Raw genomic sequence first — 24,727 nt, forward strand, 5'->3', positions numbered from 1 at the left:
GTATAAAAAACTTTTATTCTAAAACCAAAGATTTAGCTCTTGTTTATTGCGTATGATCTAAAATCTTATTTTTGCTTTTTTTCAGGTATTTGTGTCCTAAGCCACCAGTCTCTATCTGGATTGTATTTGTATTTGATTTTAAGATCCTCTAGTTTTTCACGAAGGTCTTTTTCTATACTATCATATTCGGGATCGTTGATTAGATTATGCATTTCACCTGGATCATTTTCTAAATCATACAGTTCGTCAATATCATCACTTAAAAAATCATCAACCAATTTATATTTTTCTGTTCTTATGGCGAGCATGTTAGGCCCCGCATAAGGATAGGCATCATCTACATAATATTCAAACATAAAGGCCTTTCGCCAATCCTTATCGTCTTTTTGAGTGTCAAATAATGGCACCATGGATGCCCCTTGCATATAATCTGGAGCTTTGATTCCAGCTAAGTCTAAAATGGTGGGTGCCAAATCAATATTTAGTGCTAGTTTATCTGTAGAAGTTCCTGGCTTAATTTTTTTCGGATAGCGAATAATCATAGGGATTCGCATAGAGTTTTCATAAGCTATACGTTTATCCCAATAACCGTGTTCTCCCATAAAATAGCCGTTATCACTAGAGAAAATAATTACTGTGTTGTCCAGTTCGCCTAATCTATCCAATTCCGCTAGAACGCGTCCTACAGATTCGTCTACAGCACCAAGGCATTCTAATAATTTCTTGAACTTATAGCCTTTGATTGGCCAAGGTTTGGGTGCAATGGTATCAGAATGAACATATTCTTTCCATTTTGAATCCCAGGCTTTAATGCGTTGCCATTCCGGTTTTCCTTTGAAATTTTCCAAATGGGTATCATAAGGAGGTGTTGGCAAAGAATCATTTTTATACATCCATTCGTGGCGAGGTGCCGGGGAATGCGGTTCATGAACCCCTTTATGCCATAAATTTAACATAAACGGTTTGCTGGGATCTCTATGATCCAGCCAATCTACAGCCTTTTCTGTTAAAATATCAGTGATATAGCCTTTCTGCACATATTCTTTACCGTTGTCGTTCACCATCGGATCAAAATACTCTCCTTGTCCTATAAAACTATACCAATAATCAAAACCTGGTCTGATATGCTTTTTGCCATGAAAATGGGCCATATGGATTTTTCCTATATGAGCTGTTTCATAGCCCGCTTTTTGCAAATAAACGCTATAAGGTTCAAAATCATTCCAATCTGGGTCTACATACTTATTATTTTGATTAACACCATGAATGTGCGGATAAACGCCTGTTAAAAAACTAGCTCTAGATGGTGAACAGATAGATTGCGTTACAAAATAATTTTTAAATGTAACCCCTTCATCTTGCAAGCGTTGCATGTTAGGTGTCTTTAAAAATGGATATCGTTTGCTGGATTCCAGCGCATCATAAGGCTGATCATCAACTAAAATGAATAAAAAATTAGGCTTTTTTTTAACTTCTTTTTCTTTACAAGAACTTAATAAACTTAAAAAAACCAGGCTAAATAATAATCCTTTGTACATCTTTATTTTTATCATTTTTTCTAAGTATTTACCAGAAGATAATTAATATTAAAACACTAAAACCAACCAAAAGATACGACCAAAATCGATAACTTTTTAATTTAGGCACACTCTTTAATCGCAAAGTTTCTTGTTTAAATTCTTCCATATTAAACGTTAATTGTTCTGTTTTTTCAAGTGGGGGCTTTTTGGTTGCTAAACTTACTACTACCATAACTAAACCGCTCCAAACAAAATAAAAGGGCACAGTGAGCAGAAAGTGCATAGATCCAAAAAGTGATTGTCCTCTATAAATGACGCTTACAATATTAGCAGCACCCAGTAAAATCCCAGCTATCAAACCTGTAAATGCGCCAGTAGCATTAGTTCTTTTCCAAAAAATACCCAACATAAATGCCGCTACAATGGGCGGGGCCATCATAGACAACATTTCCTGATAATATTTTAATAAAGTTCCAAATTGTTTTCCTATTTGTGGTGCCCACATTACGGCTATAATTAATACGATTATAGATGCTAGTTTGCCTACACGCACTTTACTTTTTGATGAACTATTCGGTTTCATTTTAGTATAGAAATCCATTGTGAAAAGCGTTGCAACAGAATTTAGCAAACCACTAAGTGACGAAGTTAAAGCCGCTACCATAGCCGCAATCATAAATCCTATAAGTATATTGGGCAATAAATTCATAATCAAGTGTGGATATACCATGTCTGGTTTTGGTAGCCCTGGAAACAATTTAATAGCCATAACCCCTGGAATAATAATTAAAAACAAGGTTAGCATGGTCAAAAACCCAACTAAAAGAACTCCTTTTCTTCCTTCATCAATGGATTTAGCTGTAAGAACCCGTTGCACCAATTGCTGATTGTTTCCCCAGAAAAACATACCTAAAATGGGAATACCAACAATCATTCCTAGCCATGGTACAGAACTGTCGGTATTGGATCTTACTAATTTCATGAGCACATCGCCATCGGTCATTAAATGCCTTACATATTCTGCTCCTCCATTGTAGGTGGCATAAAAGGTTAAAACTATAGAACCTACCAAAAGAAAAATACCTTGCATTAAATCTACACGAATAGCTGCTGAAAGACCTCCAGGAATTGTGTAGGCCGCAACAACTACTGCAAAAACAATAGATAGGGTTAAAATAGATGTTTCAGGAAATACCAACTTCATAACCATAGCAGCTGCATATAACGATCCAGCTGCATCTAAAAAGATATTTACAACAATGGTAATGGCTGAAAAATAATAACGTGACGCAGCATTAAATCGCTTTTCCAAAAACTCTGGAATGGTGAAAATTTTGGATTTTATATAAAATGGCAAAATAAACCAAGCAAAAAACACCATCACCAAAACTGAAATTAAATTATAGTTAAAAACAGCTATCCCGGTACTATAAGCATCTCCGGCCTGTCCTATAAGTGTAGAACTTGAAATACTGGCCGCAAAAAGAGAAAATCCAATAACTGGCCAAGTAATACCACGTCCAGCTAAAAAATATGATTTTTCATCTTTACTTTTACTGTACTTTACACCTAGGTAAACAATAAAAACAAAGTACAAGACGATAATTAAAATATCTGCCCACGACAATCCGTTTACCCAACTAGGACCATCTGTGATGAAGTTTGTTGATTGGTTCATAATTTTTTAATTAAGAATTTGATTATTGATTTAATGTAAAATCTATTAACTCATTAACATCGCAGGTAGCAACTCCAATATATTTATCAGCACCTCCGTAATATACATACAGCGTATCATCTATAATCATATTCCCCGTTGGAAATACACAACCTTTATAATACCCTTCTATTTCATAATCAAATTCAGGTTCCATTATAAAGTCTTTAGTTCTTCCGAGTACTTTAGTTGGATCTTCAAGATCTAGCATTACTGCGCCAACCCTGTAATATCCTAAACCACCTTGTTCCACTCCATGATATAGTACCAACCAACCTTTATCGGTTTTTAAAGGTGGTGTACTGCCACCCACTTTTTCTTCCCAGCCACCATCAATACCGCCGATGATCATGGTACTTGGCTCATTCCATACTAACAAATCATCACTGAAACGAATCCAAACAGCTGGTTTTGTAACACCATAAGATTCTCCTATCCATTCTTTAGGTCTGTGCAACATTGCATATTTACCATTGATTTTTTCTGGAAATAAAATGACGTCTCTATCATCCAAATTTGAATCTGTAATCCGACCAAGTTTAATCCATTGCTTGAAATCTTTGGTCATTGCCAAAGCTGAATTTGCCATATTGTTTTTTATAAAATGTGGCGCATGCAATCCATGGTCTGAAGTGAGCACCTCATCATGGGCAAACTTCCAGTACTGTCCTGGAGGAAATGGCCTAAATGCATAAGTCACATAATAATAATCATCTAATTTTATAATTCGTGCATCTTCAATACATCCCATGTCAGGACCTTGTTCACTTGGACCTAAAACGGGTCTGTCTGAATCTCGCTCAAAATGAAATCCATCCTTACTAACCGCCAAACCGAATCTTATAACATGGCCTTCGTCATCACCTGCAGCTCGGTAAAGCATATAAAATTTACCATTATCATAATAAACCCCTGGATTACATACTACTAAATTTTCCCAATCGTTCTTTAGGTTAGGCTTCAAAATAGGATTCCCTTCAAATTTTTTTAGTTTCATTATTTATCAATGTTTGTTTGGATAATTGTTTATAGAATTACAATATTAGTTTTAAGAACACATTGAAAGGTTTTGTAATTGGTCATTTACTTTAAATAAATGGTCAGAACCAATTCTAGGCGTTTTAAAACAATTCTACTAATAACAGATTCATGACCTGTAATGTTTATTAAAAAATGAACTACAGAAAAACTACTTTGAACTAATATTAAACTTAGCAAGCAGGCATAGATGGTATCTTTGTAGAATAATATTCCTAAAAAAAATCTAATGGCTAGAATTGTTTTCATAGTATGTCTTGTATTTTCATTAAGTGTCAAGTCCCAAAATATAAATAAGACACCAAAGAGGCCTAACATTATATTTATCCTGTCTGATGACCATGCTACCAATGCCATTTCAGCATATAGCAAAAGATTTGAAAAAATTGCTCCTACACCAAATATTGACAAACTAGCTAATGAAGGAGCCCTATTAACCAATGTCTTTAGTACCAATGCTATCTGCGGCCCCAGTAGGGCATCAATCCTTACTGGAAAATACAGTCATGTAAATGGTTATTTCAAAAACTATAAGGGTGGATATTTTAATGGTTCTCAATGGACCTACCCTAAAGCTCTAAAAAACTCCGGCTATCAAACAGCAATGATTGGTAAGTGGCATTTGGCTTCTGAACCTCAAGGATTTGATTATTTTAAATATCATATTGATCATGGAGAGCAAGGTGTGTATTGGAATCCTACCTATAGTGAAAATGGAACTCCTGTAAAAGAAAAAGGCTACGCTACAAATATAACCACCGATTTTGCTTTGAATTGGTTAAACCAAAGAGATCAGAAAAAACCTTTTTGTTTACTTCTTCAATACAAAGCACCACATAGAGAATGGTCTCCAGACAAAAAATATGAAAACTTATGGGACAATCAAGATTTGCCTTTTCCAGACACTTTTGATGATTCCTATAAAGGAAGAGAACAAACAGCGGGCAACACACATATGACCATGGATTACTTTAACAGAAGAGACATGAAATTGTCTCCTCCAGATTCGCTTTCAAAAAAAGTGCTTGGAAAATGGCTGGATTATGGAAACGAACCTGATGAAATTGTTTCTCCAAGTGATACGCTGCATGGAGAAGCCCTTAGAAAATGGAAATATCAAACGTTCATTAAAGACTATTTAGCCACCATTAAATCGGTTGACGATAACATTGGTCGTGTTCTTGATTATTTAAAGGAACATGGACTTGAAGAAAACACGATTGTCATATACTCTTCAGATCAAGGCTTCTTTCTTGGAGACCATGGTTGGTTTGACAAACGTTTTATGTACGAAGAATCTATGCGTATGCCTTTTATAATCCGTTATCCAAACAAAATCAAACCAGGAACTGTTGTTAATGATATAATAACAAACATAGACATGGCTCCAACTGTTCTGGATATGGCAGGAGTAACAATACCTAGTGATGTTCAAGGAAGAAGCTTCTTTAACAACCTTAAAGGACATACCCCAAAAAATTGGCGTCAATCCATGTACTATCATTATTATGAATACCCCCAATGGCATCATGTTCAACCACATTATGGCATAAGAACAAACAGATACAAGCTGATACATTTTTATTATGATGTAGATCTTTGGGAATTGTACGATTTAAAAAATGACCCTGAAGAATTAAACAATTTAATAGATTCAAAAAAGTATGCTTCAATTGTTGAAAAATTGAAAAAAGATCTTAATGAGTTAAAAACTGGCTATGGAAATACCATGACATTGGAAGAACTGAGAGCCATTACAGATAAGGATTTTGGTGGTCTAGAGTCTCATAAAAAAAGGGAATAAATATTGAGCTGTAACACCATAAAAGAAAAAAATTCCCATGTAACTCATTGAACAGCCTACCAGATTTACAAAAAAACAGTAACCAATAAGCGATTCAAAACGATTGTCTTGATTTCTGAAACGTTTTGTTACTTTTTTCCAATTTTCTTATAGGATTGTTTCACAGCAACGACTAAACAAACTTATGAAAAAAATAAAGCATTAGAGATGACAAAAGAGTGAATTAAAAAATTACTAGTTTTATCATAAACGATGACAAAAGTCATGCTTATTTTTGATTTCAAAGGATAACTTTGTTTTTAAACTAAAAACAAATTAAAATCAATTTTTTTTATAAAATTCTCTGATATTTTAATACGTTTTTTCAAATTTTTAAAAACTATGAAATCATTTATCCTTAAAGTATTTTTTTTAAGTTTCACTGCAATGGCTTTTTCCCAAGCAGGTCACATTATGCAAGGTGTTGGAGCCGTAAATATGTCTATGGGGGGAGCTGCAACCGCTCAACCTTTAGATATTTCTGGTGCCATGCAATGGAATCCGGCAACACTTTCTACATTCAATGACAAAATTTTAAAACTTGATGTAGGTTTATTTTTTTCATCACCTGAATTGTCAGCTTCATTGCCAGCTGGAATGTTAGGCCCTGGAGCTCCTGGAGTAAGTGGCTCAACCAAAGATGATAGAGGTATGTCTCCCATGCCCGCCTTAGCCATGGTTTGGGGTAAAGAAGGCAGCAAGCACACCTTTGGATTTTCTGTATTTGGTATTAGTGGCTTTGGTGTAACTTTTCCAGAAGAAGCCAATAACCCGTTTAGTGCGACCTTCAACCCAATGGAAAATTCAAATCCAATAAATTATCCACAAACAGCAGGAGGTTTTGGCCATATAGAGTCAGACTATATGCTGTTACAAGTTGGAGCTACTTGGGCTTATGAATTAACTGATAAATTTTCTATTGGTATACAACCTAATATAAATTATTCCTCCTTAGAACTTGCGCCAAACCCAACTGCAAGTCCAACTATGGCAGGGTATCCAACCACAAATAAGGCTTCTGCCATTGGCTTTGGAGCACAATTTGGATTATTTTACGATTCTGGTTTTGGCCTAAAATTAGGAGCATCTTATAAAATGCCTCAAACATTTTTCAAATTCAAATTCACTAATACTTATTTAGATAATACCACTTCTAAAAACGAGTTTCAAATGGACTATCCAGGAATATTTTCCATTGGGTTAGGCTATTCAGAAGGCGATGTTGATTTAGCTTTAGACTTTAGAAGAGTAGATTATGAAAACACGGCAGGGTTTACAAACTCCGGATGGACTTCAACAGCCTCTGTAGCTGGATTTGGGTGGAAAGATATTTCTATTTTATCTGCAGGTCTTCAATACAAAGGCATTAATAAATTACCCTTACGTATTGGATATACTTATAGCTCAAACCCAATTCCTGATGAATTGACATTTTTTAACATTCCTGCCACAGCAGTTATCAAAAATGCTTACCAATTTGGATTCAGCTATGTGATGAATGATAGTTGGAAACTAGATGCTGTTTATCATTATGGAGACAGTAATGGATCAACCGTAGGTAATATACTTTCTCCTCAAATGGTTTCACCAAACAATCCATTAGGAGCTATCCCTGGCTCATCAGTGTCTTACAAAATGACAACTTCTATGGTGCAATTTGGCATTAGCTACACATTTAATAAATAGTAAACAATAACATCCCAAAACAAAAAAGCCCGGCAATATTGCCGGGCTTTTTTGTTAGAATATGTTTCAGTAAAACGGGAACGTTATAAAACCCTGATTTTATTTCTTGATGAATCTATTTTCCTTTCTTTCTGCAATTGTTTAATTATCCTAGAAATAACAACTCTTGATGTATTCATATCATTGGCTATTTCTTGATGGGTAATCTGCAACTCTTTTACATTATATCTTTTGGCCTTATCTTTTAAATACTTTAGCAAGCGTTCATTCATATTCATAAATGCTAAGCTATCTATAGATTCTAACATTTCCATCAATCTAAAATGATAGCTATCTATTATAAAACGTCTCCATGATTTATACTTTGTAAACCATTCATCTATAATATCAATAGGAACAAAAACAGCTTCTAAATCTGTTTCTACAATACCTTCAAAAATACTTTTCTTGCTTTCTATACAGTTAATAAACGAAATAGCACAGGTGTCTCCGGGCTTTAAATAATATAAAGCCAGTTCAGAACTAGTTTCTCCTTTGTGCCTAATAACTTTAACAATCCCTTCAAAAATTAACGGAATATGTGTTAGGTCGTCTCCTATATCCACTAAAAGTTCGCCAGCTTTGATTTTTTCAAAATGACTAAACTTGATTATTTCTTTTATTAGCCCTTCCTCAAAGATATCTGAATAATAGTCTTTAAATTTCTCTATCAATATTAAATAATTATTATTCACGATTAAGATTGTGTAAAATTATTTTGAACAAAAAAGAATCATACATTTATAAACTGTATGCTAAAACCATAATAAATTAACATCCTCCTTCAGCACCTTTTTTCTTTTTCTTTTGAACTATTATAATCTTTTTAGCAGGTTTATTGTTATCTATTTCAATGCCTGTATCTGAATTCTTAATTGATTCATTTATAAAGGCTTTAATGTCTGCTATAGGCTTTTCAATAGCTATTTGATCAGTTACTAATTGATTCTGAAAGTAACTAATCTCAACATTTAACAATTTAATATTATCATACCCTAATTGAGTTAATAAAAGAAATGGAATATTTGATTCTTGGGGATTGTTTCCATACAAAACCACCGTTTTGTTGTCTTCTTTTAGCTCCTTTAAAATAGACTGACTATCATCACTCAAAATTTCTGGAGTAGACATATTTATGGCGCTTTCTAGATGCCCTTTTTCATATTCATATTGGCTTCTTACATCAATCAAAGAAACATTTTCATTGTGAATGTTGTCTATTGATGCCAAGTAATCATTTTTTGTTAATTTTTCGAGCGTGCTTTTTGTATTAATGGTATACATGTTTTTAGGGCGCTCATAAGTAACAACCCCAATTAACACGGCCAAGATAAAAAGTGTTGAAGCAATGGATATACGTTTAACTTTTTCTAATTCTTTCATCTGTATAAATTTATGGTTTTAGAGATCAGATGTAATGCCATTATTAAATATTTAGATTTGTTTGTTAAACTTATTAATTGGCATTTCATAACAAAAGCTCTTATAACATATTAAAATTAACAACCACCTTCAGCGGCTCTTTTCTTTTTCTTTTGGACTGTAATTACTTTCTTTGGAGCAGCTATTTGCATATCAGATTGTTCAGCTACTTGATCTGGATAAACAACTCCAAAAAACATACTTGCCGCTTTTCTTGTGGAATACAATTCAAATTCTTCAGCAGCCACATCGTCGTTAGGTTTTACTGGATTTATAATTGTTGTAAACCATCTATTCATACCGCCTTTTAAAACCCGTAGGTTTTTATATCCCAGTCGGTTACATAACACCCAAGCTTGATCGGCATAAAAATTATCATTAGAATAGAATATAACATCAAATTGATTTTGATTTAAATAAGCCTCAAAGTCTTTATCCAACAGTTTTTTTAATGGAATATTAATGGCATTAGGAAGCGAATAGTTGTTATAACTTATCGAATCCCTTACGTCAATCAATATGAATGAAGGATCTTGATTGATTATTTTATGGGCAATTTGATCAGTAGAAACATATCTTTCTGGACTGATTACGTTACTCAATAATTGCTCTGCCTTAATTCCCTCCTGCTTTTGATGCTTTGGCAACAAAACCAATCCTCCGGCAAGCACTATGAAGATTAATGCCAAAATTTTATACCTAAATGATAAAACCTTAGCTACCTTTTTTTTAACCATCCTGTTGTTCTTTAATTAGTAAAATACTTTTTTAACTCTTTTTCTAACCATGTCTGATACTGCAAATGCAACAACAGCTATAATTGAAAAAACAAATATGATCCAATACGGATTCCAACCAAATGAATCCATTAAGGTTATATTACCCATAAAATATCCTGTGTAAATGGGCTCAAAGAAAGTGTACAATTCTGAAAACAAAAATACACCAATCATGATTCCCAAAACGTAAACCCAAGCATCCAGTTTACCAATTGCAACGGCACACAAACTGGTTCCTGGGCAAAAACCTCCTGCCACAAAACCAACGCCCATAATAACACCCCCTATGATTGCTCCCCATAAATATGTTGGGTGTACATAGAGTTGGCTTACATCCAAATAACCTAGATAGTCCAGATAATAAATGCCAATTACTGAAACTGCTGCTGCAGTAAAAAACACTCTTAATACTGCAAAATCATAACCGTAAAATACGCCTGCCAGCTTTCTTGATGAAGAAAACCCAGATGATTCTAAAACAAATCCGAAACAAATACCAATAAAAATGGCAATGATACTATCCCACTCCATTGAGATTATGCCGTTAGGAATTAAAGGTCCCATAATTATATATTTTTATATTTATTAAATCCAATTTTTTCTAAAGAAATAAGCAACAGCATAAGCTGAACCGAAAATGGCCAACATGGTTATAAACCCACCTGTTGACAATACCGCCATGCCGCTCAAAGCTGCACCACTAGTGCATCCGCGAGCAATTTGTGCACCTAAACCAAATAAAATACCCCCTCCAAGAGCAAAAACAAGTCGGCGCTTACTTGATATTTTAGGAGAGTGTTGTATTCTCCATTTAATTCTGCCTGCTAAACCACCAGAAATAAAAGCACCTATTAAAACACCCAAAGCCTCAAAAACCAACCAGGTATTCATAGGTGAATCATCTTTACTGATAAACTTGCTGTAATAGGCATTGTTTTCAGCATGTGTTGGAGCTACTTGATCCACTATGGTAACAACACTACTTTTCATAGCGCCGCTTGCACCCAAGCCTCTTCCTGTTAGGTAAAAGGTGAAAATGATTATAATTCCCAGCAAAAAACCACCAAAATATGGGTTCCAATACACATGACTATTTGTTTTGTTGTCTGTCTTCATAATTATTTATTTTAATAAAGATATCGTGTTAATTGACCAGCTTCTACCATAACAAATCTAAATATGAGCCCTCCAATAATCACGAGAAGTGCCGGCACTATTACGGGGACCTTATACCCTATCAGTTCTATTAATTCTAGTATTGCAGGCACCAATAGCCCAAGTAATACAACAAAACCAAAGAACATTAAGGTAAAGTCTCCACCTACTAATAATTCCATTGCTTCCAGTTGTACTTGAGAGCCTGCATAATAGCCCATAATCATGTGGACAATTAATGCTAGTTCAACAATGATAAGCCCTAAATCTATTTTCCCAAACAAGTGTCTTTCTGTAACACTTTTTGATAATAAAATGATTGCTGCTGCCCCAGTAGAAAGTCCAGAGGTTAAAAACAGTGGCCCCAGAATGGCATTATTCCAAAGTGGTCTGGCATTAAACGCCGAAAGCAAAATACCTGTGTACACCCCTAATACCAGCGACAAAGGAATCAATGCATAGGCAATATTCTTTCTGTTTTTAATGACAAACGTTTCAAACGTATTCAAGAATTTAAATCGTTTAAACAGTTTTAATTTTGTTTCTATTTTACCAAAAGATTCTCGGTAGTAACTAAACGCCCAAAGAAATGATAACGGTGTCGTAATTAATAAAACCCAAGCACCCCAAGACATTGGTGATTCAATTCTAAAAGTTGTATACAACTGCCAGGTATATAAAGGATGTGTCAAATCATAAACTAATGCTAACAACCCTATAGATAAAGCTATAGGCGCTATGATCGACGTTATTTTAACCGCAGCAGGATACTCTCTATCTTTTCCTAAAACATAAAATAAGGCTGCAAAAAATAAAATCCCTGCTGCTAACCCGCCTAAAAATAAATAGAGTGCAATTGGCCAATGCCATATTTCCAGTGAAGGATCTATGTGAGGAATATGTCTTCCGCTTGTAAATAATTCTTCTTGCATAATATTAATACTTTTAAATTAAGTAAAATACATGTGGATTAGTGCCTGCCTCTGGCGCTAATGTTTTGTATTTTCTATTTTTCAATAATTGTGAAACCTCGCTATTTGGATTGTCTAAATCTCCAAAATACATGCATTTTGTTGGGCAAACTGAAACACAGGCAGGAAGTTGTCCTTTTTCCAATCTGTGGTGACAAAAGGTGCATTTATCCACATAACCATCTGGATGTTGATAGCGTGCATCATAAGGGCATGACTCAATACAAGCACCACAACCAATGCATTCATTTGCTGTTACCAAAACAACACCTCCTTCTACTATATGACTCGCTCCAGTTGGACAGCATCTTACACAAGGCGCATTGTCACAATGATTACATCGCTCTGATTTTAATTCTAACTCAACATTGGGATATGAACCGCTTACAGATTCTGTAATCCAATCCCTACAATATCCATGGGGTACGTTATTTTCTGTTTGACAAGCCACAACGCAATCACTACATCCAACACATTTTAATGTGTCTATTACCATTGCATATCTCATATCTCTGAAGTTTTATGTGGGTTTTCAGTTAATATTGAAACAAAATTGCCTCTGAGCCCTGTGCCTCCCATTAGAGGGTCTATAACTGTTTGTGAAATTAACTCTGTATCACTCACCCCTTTTCCAAAGGCTCTTGTTAGCTTTTTATTATTATGACCAAAACCATGGTACATGTACACCGAATCCCATCTAACTCTTTCAGTGACCCTAACTTTAATTGAGAAAGTTGACACAATATCATCTTGATTTTTTAGCCAAACTTCTTGGTTTTTTTTCAGTCCTAAAATTCTAGCGACTTTAGGGTTAACCCAAAGTGTGTTTTCACTTTTTAAATCGTTTAAATTTGGATTGTTAATCGTTCTACTGAAGGTATGCATAGGTGATCTACCATAATTCAACCTATAAAATCCTTGAGGTGGCTCTGGATGTCTTGTATAAACAGGCATGGGGTCAAACCCTTTATTAGCCAACTGTTGTGAGTAGAATTCAATTTTTCCACTTGGTGTATAAAATTCATACTCCTGTCCTTCCTCTAAAAATAATGGACCAGATGTTCTTTCAAAGTTTTTAACACCTATCTTTTTCATTTCATCTAGAGAGGTTCCTAATTTAGTAAGCTGCCATTCAATAACTTCTTCAAAATCATTGTAATCAAAATAATCACCTAAACCTATACGTTCCCCTATTTGCTTGCTTATCCACCAAGCTGGTTTTGAATCGTATTTGGGTTTAACAGCAGGAACTCTAACCGCTATTGATGGTATTCTGTTGGTTGCAGACCGTATGCCGTCATATCTTTCTAAATACGTACATTCTGGAAGGACCACATCGGCATATCCTGTTATCTCCATTGGCATAGTATCAATAACTACCAAGAATTCAACAGCATTGATAGCTTCTATGGTTTTTTCACGTTCGGGTAATGTGTTTATCAAATTTGTGCCGGCAACCATCCACGCTTTAATTGGATATTCATTATCTTCACTAGGAAGTGTTGCTTTAACTAATTCTGAGGTTATACCCATTTCAGCAAACGGATATTGTTTTCCAATATCTTTCCAACCCCATCTTGGTTCAGGATATTCTGGATGTGGGTATTTAGGCACTTTGAGACTTTCTTTAAAATAAAAACCGCCTCTATTTCCCCATGATCCTAATAATCCATTTAGAATTGCAATGGCACGCTCTCTTTGAGAATCATCACCATACCAAACCACATGCCTACCAGGATGCACAATTACGGAAGGTGCCGCAGCGGCCATAATATGAGCCGTTTTTCTTATTTCTTCTGGTTTTATGGTTGTGATTCCATACGCCCATTCTGGAGTAAATGGTTTTACATGTTCTTTTAATTGGTCAAATCCAAATGTGTATTGTTCAACATAGTCTTTATTGTACAGACCTTCTTCAATCAATACATGCATCCAAGAGAGCAACAAAGCTATGTCTGTGGCTGGTTTAATGGCCAACCAGTGTTTAGATTTACTTGCTGCTGTTGAAAATCTTGGGTCAACTGTAATAATTGTAGCCCCATTATCAATAGCATCCGACATTTCTTGTACTTGTGAATTGTGCATGTTCTCACCAATATGGGACCCAATAAGCACCAAACATTTTGTGTCTCTAATATCTGTTGGTTCTGGAGAACCGATCCAAGAACCAAATGTCAACCCAAATCCTGTTTCCCTGGGACCTCTACATTGTGCATAGGCCGGTTCTGCAATAGTATCTGAACCATAAGCTTTAAACAAATGCTCTAAGTGACTGCCAGGGGAACCATGTTTTAGTAATGCAAACGATTCGGGACCGTATTTTTCTTTAATATCCTTAAATTTTGAAGCAATTAAGTCTAAAGCTTCTTCCCAACTAGCTTCTCTATAGGTTTCTTCTCCATTAATGGTAGTTCTGATTAATGGTGTTTTTAATCGGTCTTCATCACTATACATGCCAACTCCACCTGTTCCTCTAGGACAAAGTCGTCCATTACAATGTGTATCATCTTCATTGCCTATAATTTTTTTAATATCGTCATTTTCATCTGTATATGCCCATGCAGCACATTTCCAAAAGCATACTTCGCAATAGGTAGCAGATCTTACAAATTTTTTAGCAATATTTTCTTTAACAGCAGCATCTAAATATGAGTTTACACCAAACATATTAAATGCGCTGGAAGTTGTTGCTAATCCTCCTAAACCTAAGGCAGAAATTTTAATAAATTTTCGTCTTGAAGTGGTCATAACCTTAACTGTTTTTACAGCTGTAAATATATTTGTAAACTCGTTTTAATTGTATGATAAATGTCATAAAATCAATGTTTTATATGTAACATTTGTTACACAATTTTTAAAAAATTAATCTATATAAAGATTTTAAATACTAAACATTTTAAAATGTTGTAACTTTGAATAACAACTTATTTAATGAAAAAAAAACACTTTATATTTAGCATTTTTTCAGTGGTTATTTTACTGATTTTCATATTGCTATATTTGTTTAAAAGTGATGTTTTTAAATCGGTTATTGGCAGCGAAAATTCCTATACAAATATTGAAGTAGGTAAACATGAATCTTGTTTGCAGTGTCATCAAAATACAACAGGCTATTCTAATTATCATGATCCAGAGCTTATAGGTTGCTCAAGTTGTCATTTAGGAAATATTACGTCATTAAATAAAGAAGAAGCACATAAGGGAATGATTTTAATACCAGGTAATTTATCTGATGCTAAACAAACTTGTGGAACATGTCATCCAAATGAACTTAATAGGATTGAAAACTCACTAATGACAACCAATAGCGGCATTATTGCTGTAGATAAGTATGTTTTTGGTGAGGCAGATGATCCAAACCTACAATATCATATAAAAGCAATAAAAAATTCAGCTTCGGATAAACATATAAGGGATTTATGCGCAAACTGTCATTTAGGGGCAAATAAAACTGAATATGGTGAAATAACTCAATTATCTCGTGGTGGAGGCTGTAATGCTTGTCATTTAAATTATTCTGCTGAAGCCAAGACTGACCTTAAAACCTACCTAGCCTCAAACAAAAAAGAACTACCTAAGTTTCACCCTTCAACTAATATTTTTGTTAACAACACCAGTTGTTTTGGTTGCCATAGCAGATCCAGTAGAATTTCAACAAATTATGAAGGTTTACAAGAAACGTTATTAAATGAAGAAGATATTTTTAATAATAAGGACTATACTGTTTTAGAAGACAAACGGGTTTATAAACATATGAAAGATGATGTTCATCATGCAAAAGGTATGTTATGTATTGATTGTCATTCATCGCATGAAGTCATGGGTACTGGTAAAAGTTATGCTCATGAAGAGGATGCCGTAGCTGTGCAATGCAGCGATTGTCATTTTAAAGAACAGCCAAATACTATTCCATATGACTCCTTAGACAATGAAAGTCTTTTAGTGTTTTTACATCGTGACTATACCCATTCTGACAAAGAGATTATAATTACTGAAAAAGATAGCCATCCCTTAGTGAATACCTACGTAGATTCGACTGGAAATGCCTTTTTAATTAGCAAAAATGATGGAAGCCTACATCCTTTAAAGCCACAACCAGAGGTCTGCTCAAGAGATATGGCGCATCAAAATGTCAGTTGTAGTGCTTGCCATTCCTCATGGACATCACGTTGTATTGGTTGCCACAATCAATTTGATGCAAACGAACCTAGAGCTTTTGACTTATTAGATAAAACTTATGTAAAAGGGCAGTGGAAAGAATATGTAGCCGAATTTTCATCATCACAACCAGCATTAGGAGTTAGAGAGCACGACGGTAAAAATAGTATTGAACCAGCGATTCCTGGAATGATTTTAACGATTGATAAAGGAAGTTTTGTTGGCAAACCAGATACTGATGTTTCGTTTCACAGACTATATGCTCCCAATTCGCCTCACACTACCACAAAAGAGGTTAGAGATTGCAAATCGTGTCACGCTAATTCCGCTGCTTTAGGTTTTGGTATGGGCTCTTTGGTTTATGATATCAAAGAAGGAAACGGAACTTGGATTTTTACTCCTGAATACGCGTTAAACCCTAATGATGATTTACCCGAAGATGCCTGGATTCCTTTTTTGAAAGACATTAACAAAGATGTTGTTAATTCAACCAGAACAGTTTTTAGACCTTTTAATGTTGAAGAACAAAAACAAATGCTTTTGGTTGGTGCATGTTTGCAATGTCACAAAGATGATTCAAAAGTGATGAAACAAACTTTAGCATATGGATTAAAACCTGTTTTGAAAAAAATAACCAAAGCGTGTATTTTGCCTCATAATTAAACTACCCTCCTATAGTTATCATACTTCGGTTATTACTATGACGTTTTGGTTCTTGCAATTTTTTTAAAGTATCCATACCGCCTCTAACTTTCAATTTACTTTGAACGGCTTTCTCAATAATAGGTTCAATAGATTTCCCTTTTCTAAGTGTGGTTAATAAATCTGATTCTGAAGAAGAAAACAAACAATTTTTCAAGTGTCCGTTAGCGGTTAACCGAAGTCTGTTACAAGAATCACAAAACGGATTGGTTACCGAACTAATAATAGCAAAACTGCCTTTATACCCTTTAATTTTATAATTTTTTGCCGTATCATTCAAGGCATCTTGCAAGCGTTCAATAGTTTCTTCTGGAAAAGACGCCTTGACATGTTTCATTACTTCGGCATAAGATACCATGTTGCTTAAATCCCATTTATTACCATCAAAGGGCATAAATTCAATAAACCTGACAGAAACGGGCAACTCTTTTGTTAGATTAATAAAATCAATGATTTCATCATCGTTGACTCCTTTCATCAATACAGCATTGACCTTCACATTAAAGCCCTCTTTTACCAAGAGTAAGATATTATTATAAACCACTTCAAAATGGTCTCTAAGTGTTATCTTTTTAAACTTCTCTTTTATTAAAGAATCCAAACTCACATTAATATTATTAACGCCATATAATTTTAAAGTGTCAATAAATTTATGAATGATAACAGCGTTTGTTGTTATTGATAATTCTACTGGTAAGGACGCTAACTTTTCTAAAACAAAAGAAATATCTTTTCTTATTAAAGGTTCACCTCCTGTCAAGCGTATTTTAGTGACACCATGATTTACAAATGTTTTAGCTATCTCATAAATCTCCTCATAAGTCATTATATGACTTTTAGGCGTTAGTTGAACACCTTCTGCCGGCATACAATAGAAACAGCGAAGATTACAGCGCTCTACTAAAGAAATTCGTAAGTACGTATGGTTTCGACCGTGTGAATCTTGTAATATGTTATTTTGGTTGGTCATTTAGTCGTGTCTAGCACCTTTTAATATTCTGAAAATATGTAAAACGGATGGAAAAATAGCATCCATAGATTCTTTTGCCCCGTTTGTTGATCCCGGCAACCCTAAAATCAACGTATTCTTTAAGGTTCCTGCAATACTTCTTGACAACATGGAGAATGGCGTTCTATCTTGCCCATAATTACGAATAGCTTCTTCAATACCAGGAATTCTTCTATCTAAAATAGGCGATAACGCTTCAGGTGTGACATCTCTGCTAGACAATCCTGTTCCGCCAGTATAGATGATTAAATCGATTCCCTGCTGTTGAAATAGATTTGCTTTTTCTTGAATGGTATCAATTTCGTCTGGAATAATAATATAATTCGAGATTTTAACATCACATTCCTCTAATTTTTTAATAATGGCTTTACCCGCTTTGTCTTCTTTTTGTCCAACTGAAATGGTATCAGAACAAACGATAACCGCTGCGGTTAAATCCTTTCTAAATTTATCTGTAAAGTCTGATTTACCACCTTTTTTGTTAAGCAGTTTTATTTGATGAATTTCGATGCCTTTGTCGATTGGCTTTAGCATATCATACATATTTAATGCGACTACACTGGCGCCATGCATTGCTTCTACCTCTACACCTGTTTTGTAAATTGTTTTTACAGTAAATAAAACAGTGATTTCCAATCCGTTTATTTCATACTCAACATTGGTATACTCAATTGGTAACGGATGACAATCGGGTAAAATGTCTGGAGTCCTTTTAACACCTAACAAGCCTGCTGCTTTACTCATGGCAAACACATTACCCTTGGGCACAGTATCATTTTTAATTGCCTCAATTGTTTCTAGCTTGCTAACTTTTACAATAGCTTGAGCTACTGCTGTTCGTAATGTGGAACTCTTATGTGTGATATCTACCATAGCTTAATTATTAACTTTCCATTGGTGTGAATTATCTTCAAAAATCTCTTTTCCAAAGACCGGAACATGTGCTTTAATGTCTTCAACAATAAATTCCAAGGCTTCAAAAACAGTTTTTCTGTGTGGTGATGATACAAAAACGAACAAACAAATTTCTCCAGCATTTACCATACCTAAACTGTGATAAATATGCATACAGGTAAGTTCAAATTTTTCAAATGCTGCTTTACGGATCTCTTGAAATTTAGCATTTGCCATGTCTTCGTAAGCCGTGTATTCTATAGCTGAGACCCTTTTATTGTTTACCACATCCGCTCTAACCTGACCTAAAAAAATATTATGGGCACCAATACTTGTTTTGGTTTGATGTTTGGCAATCGAATCACCTATAAATTCAGATGAAATAGCACCTTGAATAAAAACATTTTTGGTTTTTTTATCACTCATTAGATTCTTGTTTTTGTAATTCTTTTATATATCCATTAATTTCATTAGGACCTTCATTAATACTGTAACAATTGTGAATGTTATGTTTGTTTAAAATGAAAACTGCCATTTTAGATCGTATCCCAGACTGACAAAAAATAGCTTTTTTCTTATCACTATCTATTAAATCTAAATGCTCTAAAAATGAACTTAAAGGAATGCTTGTAACAGGAATACCTTCTACCTTTGGCTGTTCATGAACTTCCCTAACATCAATAAATTGAACGTTTTCTTGGTTCAAAAATTCCTTGATAGAGTTTGCGAAATTTTCGAACTCACAAACGGAATCCATATTTTGTTTATTAAAATCGTTCCTGTTTTTTAGAATACTTTTAATTTCCTTATCTAATCTATTTACTTTTATTGTAAAAGATTTATTGGTTAATGCATCATAACACAATAACTCCCCTGAAAGCACCTCTCCAATTCCTAAAATAATTTTTAGAACTTCATTTGCCTGCATGGTTCCAATAATACCTGGTAACACACCCAAAACACCAACTTCTGAACAGTTTGGAACCTCTCCTTGTTTAGGCATATTTGGAAATGCACATCTGTAAGTTGGCCCGTTATTGTAATTAAAAACGGCTACTTGACCTTGAAATTTAAAAATGGCCCCAAATACTAATGGTTTATTGGTGATAATGCAAGCATCATTAATCAAATAACGCGTTTCAAAATTATCGGTTCCATCCACAATAATATCATATTGATTAAATAACTCAATGGCATTTTGAAAGGTTAGTTTTTCTGGGTACGAATTAACAGTTATACTTTCGTTCAAGTCCAATAATCTGTTTTTTGCGGCATCAGCTTTATTTTGCCCTAACGATGAGGAACCAAATAACACTTGACGCTGAAGATTAGACGTTTCAACCACATCAAAATCAATAATACCAATCGTGCCAACACCAGCCGCTGCAAGGTATTGCAAAACCGGACAACCCAATCCGCCAGCACCTACAACTAAAACCTTCGCTTTAGAAAGTTTATTCTGGCCCGTTTCACCAATTTCTGAAAGTATAATATGTCTGTTATATCTATCCATTTTTACCCACCTGAAAATGGTGGTAGTAATACAATTTCGTTACTATTTAATTTCGTTTTACCAGATACCAACTGCTGATTTTGTGCTACTTGAAACTCTTTGTTTTTTAAGCTAGGATACTTTACATATAGTATCTCTAATAATTCTGAAATATAGATTCCTGAAAAATCAATTGTCCCTTCTTGACAATTAGTAATTTCAGTTAGCATTCCAAAATATTTAATTTTTATCTGCATGTTGTATTTCATTTAATTCTTCAGGGGTATTGATGTTTTTAGTAAATATATTGTCTTCAGAAATCAATTCAACATTTTTTACTTTACATTGATTAAGAGCGATATGTAACCGTCGTTCATCATTCTGCAAAAGCTCAAAAAAAACTGCCTCACATTGTTTTTTATATAAAGCTATTAAAGGCATTTGCTTACCTTGACTTACTATTTGAACAATATCATAACTCCCATCTTGAGCGTTAATCAGCATTTCTAAAATAGGTGTCTTAATGAACGGAATATCACAACTTAATACCAAATTATAGTCTGTTTTTGAATGGTTTAATCCAGAATAAATTCCTGCTAAAGGCCCCGAATCTTGTATGATATCATTCACTCTTTCAACCTTAAAACTATCGTACGCGGGGTTATTGGATACAATCATTAACCGAGACACCAAAGGGCTTATCGCAGCAATGCTATGCTCTACAAAATGTTTCCCGTTTAACTTTAAAAATCCTTTGTCCGTTCCCATTCTAGAGCTTTTTCCTCCAGCCAAAATAATACCTGTTATGTTATTTTTATCAATCATAATTACGTGAAAAACAACTTAAAACAAGCCATAACAAGTACTACGGCTAAAATATATCTAAGCTTTTGATTATTTAATTTTTTACTTCCTATATAACCCCCTAAAACACCTCCAATAAGTGCTATAGCAACTAATATAAAGGACTCTGTCTGCAAAACAATTCCTGTAGTTATTTGCCCAATTAAACCTGATGCTGAATTAACCCAAATAAATAAGGCTGAGACAGCTGCGGCTTCTTTCATTTTTCCCCAATGCAATAATAAAATAACAGGGGTTAATATAATGCCTCCACCAATACCAATTAACCCAGAGAAAAATCCAATAACGCCACCAACTACAAGACCTTGCCACAGTTTGACTTGTTTAATGGAATTGTTCTCTTTTCCAAAAACGTTTAACATTTTCAGTATGGCAAACACTAATAAAACTGCTAATATTTTTTTGTAAATTGACGCATCTATGTCAATAGTTCCTCCAAGAAAAGCGAATGGGATTGAGCTTATTGCAAATGACAAAAACAGTTTTTTATTAAAATATCCTTCTTTAAAATAATAGTAAAACGAGATACCTGCCACAAACAAATTAAGCAACAGTGCTGTGGGTTTCATGGTTTCTGGAGCAAAGGAAAATAGGGCCATTAAAGCTAAATAACCACTAGCGCCTCCATGACCAACACTAGAATACAAAAAGGATATAATTGGCAATATCAACAGAAAAAGATAGATATTTTCTAACTGTAACATGTTTATAAACTTTTAATTTTTTCAAGTTGAACATCTAAAAAATCCCAACATTTTTTATTCATCTCTTCAAAAACAAGGATTAACGATTTTCCGTAGGATGTCAATTCTGTTCCGCCACCACCTTTACCTCCTATACTATTAATAGTTACCGGTTTTTTGGTTGTTTTATTAACGGCATCCATAAGATGCCATGCTTTTTTGTATGAAATATTAAGAGATTTGGCGGCTTTTGATAGCGAACCTGTTTCATCAATGGCTTTTAATAATTGAACTTTTCCTTCTCCTAGAAATTCTTTATCATCGAGTTCAATCCAGATTCTACTTTTTATTTTATAAGTCATCTCAAAAAAATTTAAATAGGAAGTAATAACACTTCAACCATATCATTAATCTTAATCTGATCTAAATCTCCAGACATTTTTACCAAGGCATTCGAAATAGCAAACGTTTGCAGCATGGCAGAACTTTGTCCTTCTAAAATGGTAACCGTTCCATCATTATAAATAGCCTTTAAAAATTGAGGTCTATCTCCTTTCTTTTCAAAATTCGATGCCGAAATTGCCATGACTTTAGTTAAGGTGTTTTTTAAGCCTGTCATTTTTTGTAACGCAGTATAAACATAGATATAAAAACAAGATAATGCCGCTGCCGGATTTCCTGGAAGCGCAAATAACAAGGTATGATCGTTTTTTCCGAAGAATAAAGGCTTCCCCGGTTTTTGATTTACTTTATAGAAAATCTCTTCTATCTCTAACTTTTTAAGTGCTTTGCCTACAAAATCATAATCACCAACTGAAATACCTCCCGTAATTATGACCATGTCATTTTTTTCGACTACCTCTTGAAGTTCATTATAGGTATCATCAAAATTATCTTCTATTTTATGAATAGAAACCTTATCAAAACCCAAATTCAACAAGGCTGTTTTAAGCATTATCGAATTGCTTTCATATATTTTTCCATAAGTTAATGGTTGTCCAGCTTCTATAAGTTCATTTCCTGTAGTTATTAATGCGATTGATGGTTTTTTGTATACAGACACTTCTGTAATTCCTAACGAACTTAAATAACCAATTGCTGCTGATGTTAACTTGGTTCCTTTTTTTAACGCTATTTCGCCATTTTTAACCTGTTCTCCTATAGGGCGAATATTCTGTTCTTCAACGGGGTTGCTTTCAACAACAATAGTATTTCCTTTTGAAATTACCTTTTCTTGCATGATAACTGCATTGGCTGAATCTGGAACTGCAGCGCCTGTAAATATGCGAATAGCTTCTCCTTTTTTTAAAATGGGTTGATAAGAATCGCCTGCTTTTATTTCACCAACTAACGAATATGTTAAATCGCCATGTAGATTAAGTGCGTAACCATCCATAGCCGACTGCCTGAATGGAGGCATATTTATTGGAGAATAAACATCTGAAAACAACACTAAATTAAGCGCTCTTTCAATAGGAAAGGTTATTGATATTGAAATAGTATTACTTGTTTCAATTACAGCCTTTATAGCATCTTCAATACTTATCATTTTGTTTTCGTTATGTCATAACAAATATAACGAAATAGACTATTATCAGAATATGACAATTATCATTTACCAAAAAGGATCTCTTGAACATTGAGAGCTCCTTGGATATTGCCGCGAAAAAGATGAGCCGGGGCACCAACCAACAAGATACAACGAGGCTTACCGATCACTTTTGATCATTTTAGCACCTCTTGGCCATCAGCCCCTGGTCTAACATTGGCAAGGAAATTGTTAAGAAAATTCATCTATTTAACCTTAAAATTTATTAATTTTAACTAAATGAACAATACCTATACTGTGATAGCAAACGGTAACACTTATTCCGTTTATCCGGAAACTGTGTCCCATAAACAGTATGTATTATACAGATATAACAAGTTGTGGTGCATATAACAGAAACGCAGAAGGAACCGACAAAACAAATGGAATTAACCATAAGAAAAGAAAAATCAGAAGATTATAAAACAGTCTTTAACCTTATAGAAAAGGCATTCGAAAACGAACAAATGAGTGACCACAAGGAACAGTTTTTAGTAGAGAGATTGAGAAAATCAAATGCTTTTGTTCCCGAACTATCAATGATAGCAGAAATTGACGAAAAAATTGTTGGACATATTCTGTTGACAAAACTTAAGATTAAAAACAAATCGAACGAATTTGACTCATTGGCTTTAGCACCTGTCTCTGTCTTACCTGAATTTCAAGGAAAAGGAATTGGCGGAAAATTGATAGTCGAAGCTCATAAAAAAGCTAAAGAATTAGAACATAAATCAATCGTTCTACTTGGACACGAAAATTACTATTCAAGATTCGGATATGAACAAGCGGATAAGTACGGAATAGAATTGCCATTTGAAGTTCCGAAAGAGAATTGTATGGTAATTGAATTAGTAGAAAATGGACTGAAAGGAGTAAATGGAATGGTTGAATATCCGAAAGAGTTTAATGAATAAAAAATACGACACCACAACAACGTATATAAAAAATAGCGGTATTAGTGCTTAACTTAAAGATAATCAATAAAATAAAGGTCAGTTATAATCCGAAAAGTCCGTGCATAAAATCCGCTACTTTTCATATACAAGACCGTTGTGTGCAAGTTTGACCCGTCCTGAAATAAGGCTACATAATTTTAAACATTATGTACAAAAATGACAAAGTAATCAGACGGTATTCAGAACCTTTTAAACTGAAAATTCTGGACGA

Annotated in this window: 24 protein-coding genes; 4 read left to right on the forward strand and 20 right to left on the reverse strand. The window is 34.2% G+C overall.

The features are described 5' to 3' along the window. Positions 1-65: 65 nt before the first annotated feature. Genes IEW94_RS11240 through IEW94_RS11250 form a run of 3 tightly spaced genes read right to left on the reverse strand, consistent with a single transcriptional unit; the run spans position 66 to position 4,234 of the window. Complete coding sequence (locus tag IEW94_RS11240; protein ID WP_188653010.1) at positions 66-1,553, reverse strand: sulfatase family protein; 1,488 nt, start codon at positions 1,551-1,553, stop codon at positions 66-68. A 13-nt stretch (positions 1,554-1,566) separates the two neighbouring features. Beyond that, on the reverse strand, positions 1,567-3,198 hold the full coding sequence (locus IEW94_RS11245; RefSeq protein WP_188653012.1) for a sodium:solute symporter: 1,632 nt from the start codon (positions 3,196-3,198) through the stop codon (positions 1,567-1,569). A gap of 22 nt (positions 3,199-3,220) precedes the next feature. Further along, positions 3,221-4,234, reverse strand: a complete 1,014-nt coding sequence (locus IEW94_RS11250; RefSeq protein ID WP_188653014.1) for a glycoside hydrolase family 130 protein — start codon at positions 4,232-4,234, stop codon at positions 3,221-3,223. 270 nt (positions 4,235-4,504) lie between these two features. Between IEW94_RS11250 and IEW94_RS11255 the strand changes: the two genes are divergently transcribed. Then, a complete protein-coding gene (locus tag IEW94_RS11255) occupies positions 4,505-6,079 on the forward strand; it encodes a sulfatase family protein (RefSeq protein ID WP_188653016.1) in 1,575 nt (524 codons plus the stop codon). 381 nt (positions 6,080-6,460) lie between these two features. After that, entirely contained in the window at positions 6,461-7,804 is a 1,344-nt protein-coding gene (locus IEW94_RS11260) for an OmpP1/FadL family transporter (protein WP_188653018.1), read from the forward strand. Positions 7,805-7,887: 83 nt separating this feature from the next. Here IEW94_RS11260 and IEW94_RS11265 read toward each other — a convergent pair whose 3' ends face one another. From IEW94_RS11265 to IEW94_RS11300, 8 genes are all read right to left on the reverse strand, one after another. Beyond that, positions 7,888-8,538, reverse strand: a complete 651-nt coding sequence (locus IEW94_RS11265) for a Crp/Fnr family transcriptional regulator (RefSeq protein ID WP_188653020.1) — start codon at positions 8,536-8,538, stop codon at positions 7,888-7,890. A gap of 76 nt (positions 8,539-8,614) precedes the next feature. Further along, on the reverse strand, positions 8,615-9,226 hold the full coding sequence (locus IEW94_RS11270; protein WP_188653022.1) for a rhodanese-like domain-containing protein: 612 nt from the start codon (positions 9,224-9,226) through the stop codon (positions 8,615-8,617). Positions 9,227-9,342: 116 nt separating this feature from the next. Next, positions 9,343-9,954, reverse strand: a complete 612-nt coding sequence (locus IEW94_RS11275; RefSeq protein WP_188653024.1) for a rhodanese-like domain-containing protein — start codon at positions 9,952-9,954, stop codon at positions 9,343-9,345. Between the two features lie 63 nt (positions 9,955-10,017). Beyond that, entirely contained in the window at positions 10,018-10,608 is a 591-nt protein-coding gene (locus IEW94_RS11280) for a YeeE/YedE thiosulfate transporter family protein (protein ID WP_188653026.1), read from the reverse strand. Between the two features lie 21 nt (positions 10,609-10,629). Next, entirely contained in the window at positions 10,630-11,160 is a 531-nt protein-coding gene (locus IEW94_RS11285) for a YeeE/YedE thiosulfate transporter family protein (protein ID WP_188653028.1), read from the reverse strand. A gap of 11 nt (positions 11,161-11,171) precedes the next feature. Continuing rightward, the gene (gene nrfD / locus IEW94_RS11290; RefSeq protein ID WP_188653030.1) at positions 11,172-12,131 is read right to left on the reverse strand and encodes an NrfD/PsrC family molybdoenzyme membrane anchor subunit; all 960 of its coding nucleotides are present in this window, start codon (positions 12,129-12,131) and stop codon (positions 11,172-11,174) included. Between the two features lie 13 nt (positions 12,132-12,144). Then, positions 12,145-12,678 carry a 4Fe-4S dicluster domain-containing protein gene (locus IEW94_RS11295; RefSeq protein WP_188653032.1) on the reverse strand — a complete coding sequence of 178 codons (534 nt, stop codon included), beginning with the start codon at positions 12,676-12,678 and terminating at the stop codon, positions 12,145-12,147. Continuing rightward, positions 12,675-14,918: a molybdopterin-containing oxidoreductase family protein gene (locus tag IEW94_RS11300; protein WP_188653034.1), complete on the reverse strand. Its 2,244-nt coding sequence runs from the start codon at positions 14,916-14,918 to the stop codon at positions 12,675-12,677. Before IEW94_RS11300 ends, IEW94_RS11295 begins: the two co-directional genes overlap by 4 nt. Positions 14,919-15,101: 183 nt before the next feature. Between IEW94_RS11300 and IEW94_RS11305 the strand changes: the two genes are divergently transcribed. After that, a complete protein-coding gene (locus IEW94_RS11305) occupies positions 15,102-16,991 on the forward strand; it encodes a hypothetical protein (protein ID WP_188653036.1) in 1,890 nt (629 codons plus the stop codon). A 1-nt stretch (position 16,992) separates the two neighbouring features. Here the strand turns inward: IEW94_RS11305 and moaA are convergent, their stop codons facing one another. From moaA to IEW94_RS11350, 9 genes are read right to left on the reverse strand one after another with little or no spacing between them, the layout of a single operon-like run. Continuing rightward, positions 16,993-18,000: a GTP 3',8-cyclase MoaA gene (gene moaA / locus IEW94_RS11310; RefSeq protein WP_188653038.1), complete on the reverse strand. Its 1,008-nt coding sequence runs from the start codon at positions 17,998-18,000 to the stop codon at positions 16,993-16,995. Next, positions 18,001-18,912 (reverse strand): bifunctional molybdenum cofactor biosynthesis protein MoaC/MoaB, encoded by a 912-nt coding sequence (gene moaCB / locus IEW94_RS11315; protein ID WP_188653039.1) that lies wholly within the window; start codon positions 18,910-18,912, stop codon positions 18,001-18,003. Positions 18,913-18,915: 3 nt separating this feature from the next. Next, positions 18,916-19,359, reverse strand: a complete 444-nt coding sequence (locus tag IEW94_RS11320) for a molybdenum cofactor biosynthesis protein MoaE (protein WP_188653041.1) — start codon at positions 19,357-19,359, stop codon at positions 18,916-18,918. Next, complete coding sequence (moeB, locus tag IEW94_RS11325) at positions 19,352-20,446, reverse strand: molybdopterin-synthase adenylyltransferase MoeB (protein ID WP_188653043.1); 1,095 nt, start codon at positions 20,444-20,446, stop codon at positions 19,352-19,354. Before moeB ends, IEW94_RS11320 begins: the two co-directional genes overlap by 8 nt. Positions 20,447-20,448: 2 nt before the next feature. Continuing rightward, entirely contained in the window at positions 20,449-20,682 is a 234-nt protein-coding gene (locus tag IEW94_RS11330; RefSeq protein WP_188653045.1) for a MoaD/ThiS family protein, read from the reverse strand. Then, positions 20,666-21,250 (reverse strand): molybdenum cofactor guanylyltransferase, encoded by a 585-nt coding sequence (mobA, locus tag IEW94_RS11335; protein ID WP_188653047.1) that lies wholly within the window; start codon positions 21,248-21,250, stop codon positions 20,666-20,668. Before mobA ends, IEW94_RS11330 begins: the two co-directional genes overlap by 17 nt. A 2-nt stretch (positions 21,251-21,252) precedes the next feature. Further along, a complete protein-coding gene (locus tag IEW94_RS11340; protein ID WP_188653048.1) occupies positions 21,253-21,993 on the reverse strand; it encodes a sulfite exporter TauE/SafE family protein in 741 nt (246 codons plus the stop codon). A gap of 2 nt (positions 21,994-21,995) precedes the next feature. Further along, positions 21,996-22,334, reverse strand: coding sequence for a winged helix-turn-helix domain-containing protein (locus tag IEW94_RS11345; RefSeq protein WP_188653050.1), 339 nt, complete (start codon positions 22,332-22,334; stop codon positions 21,996-21,998). Between the two features lie 11 nt (positions 22,335-22,345). Continuing rightward, positions 22,346-23,521, reverse strand: coding sequence for a molybdopterin molybdotransferase MoeA (locus IEW94_RS11350; RefSeq protein WP_188653052.1), 1,176 nt, complete (start codon positions 23,519-23,521; stop codon positions 22,346-22,348). Positions 23,522-23,943: 422 nt separating this feature from the next. Between IEW94_RS11350 and IEW94_RS11355 the strand changes: the two genes are divergently transcribed. Further along, positions 23,944-24,474: a GNAT family N-acetyltransferase gene (locus IEW94_RS11355; protein WP_188653054.1), complete on the forward strand. Its 531-nt coding sequence runs from the start codon at positions 23,944-23,946 to the stop codon at positions 24,472-24,474. Positions 24,475-24,727: the final 253 nt, after the last annotated feature.

This window comes from Yeosuana aromativorans (genome assembly GCF_014646655.1).
In the GTDB taxonomy this organism is placed as follows: Bacteria; Bacteroidota; Bacteroidia; order Flavobacteriales; family Flavobacteriaceae; genus Yeosuana; species Yeosuana aromativorans.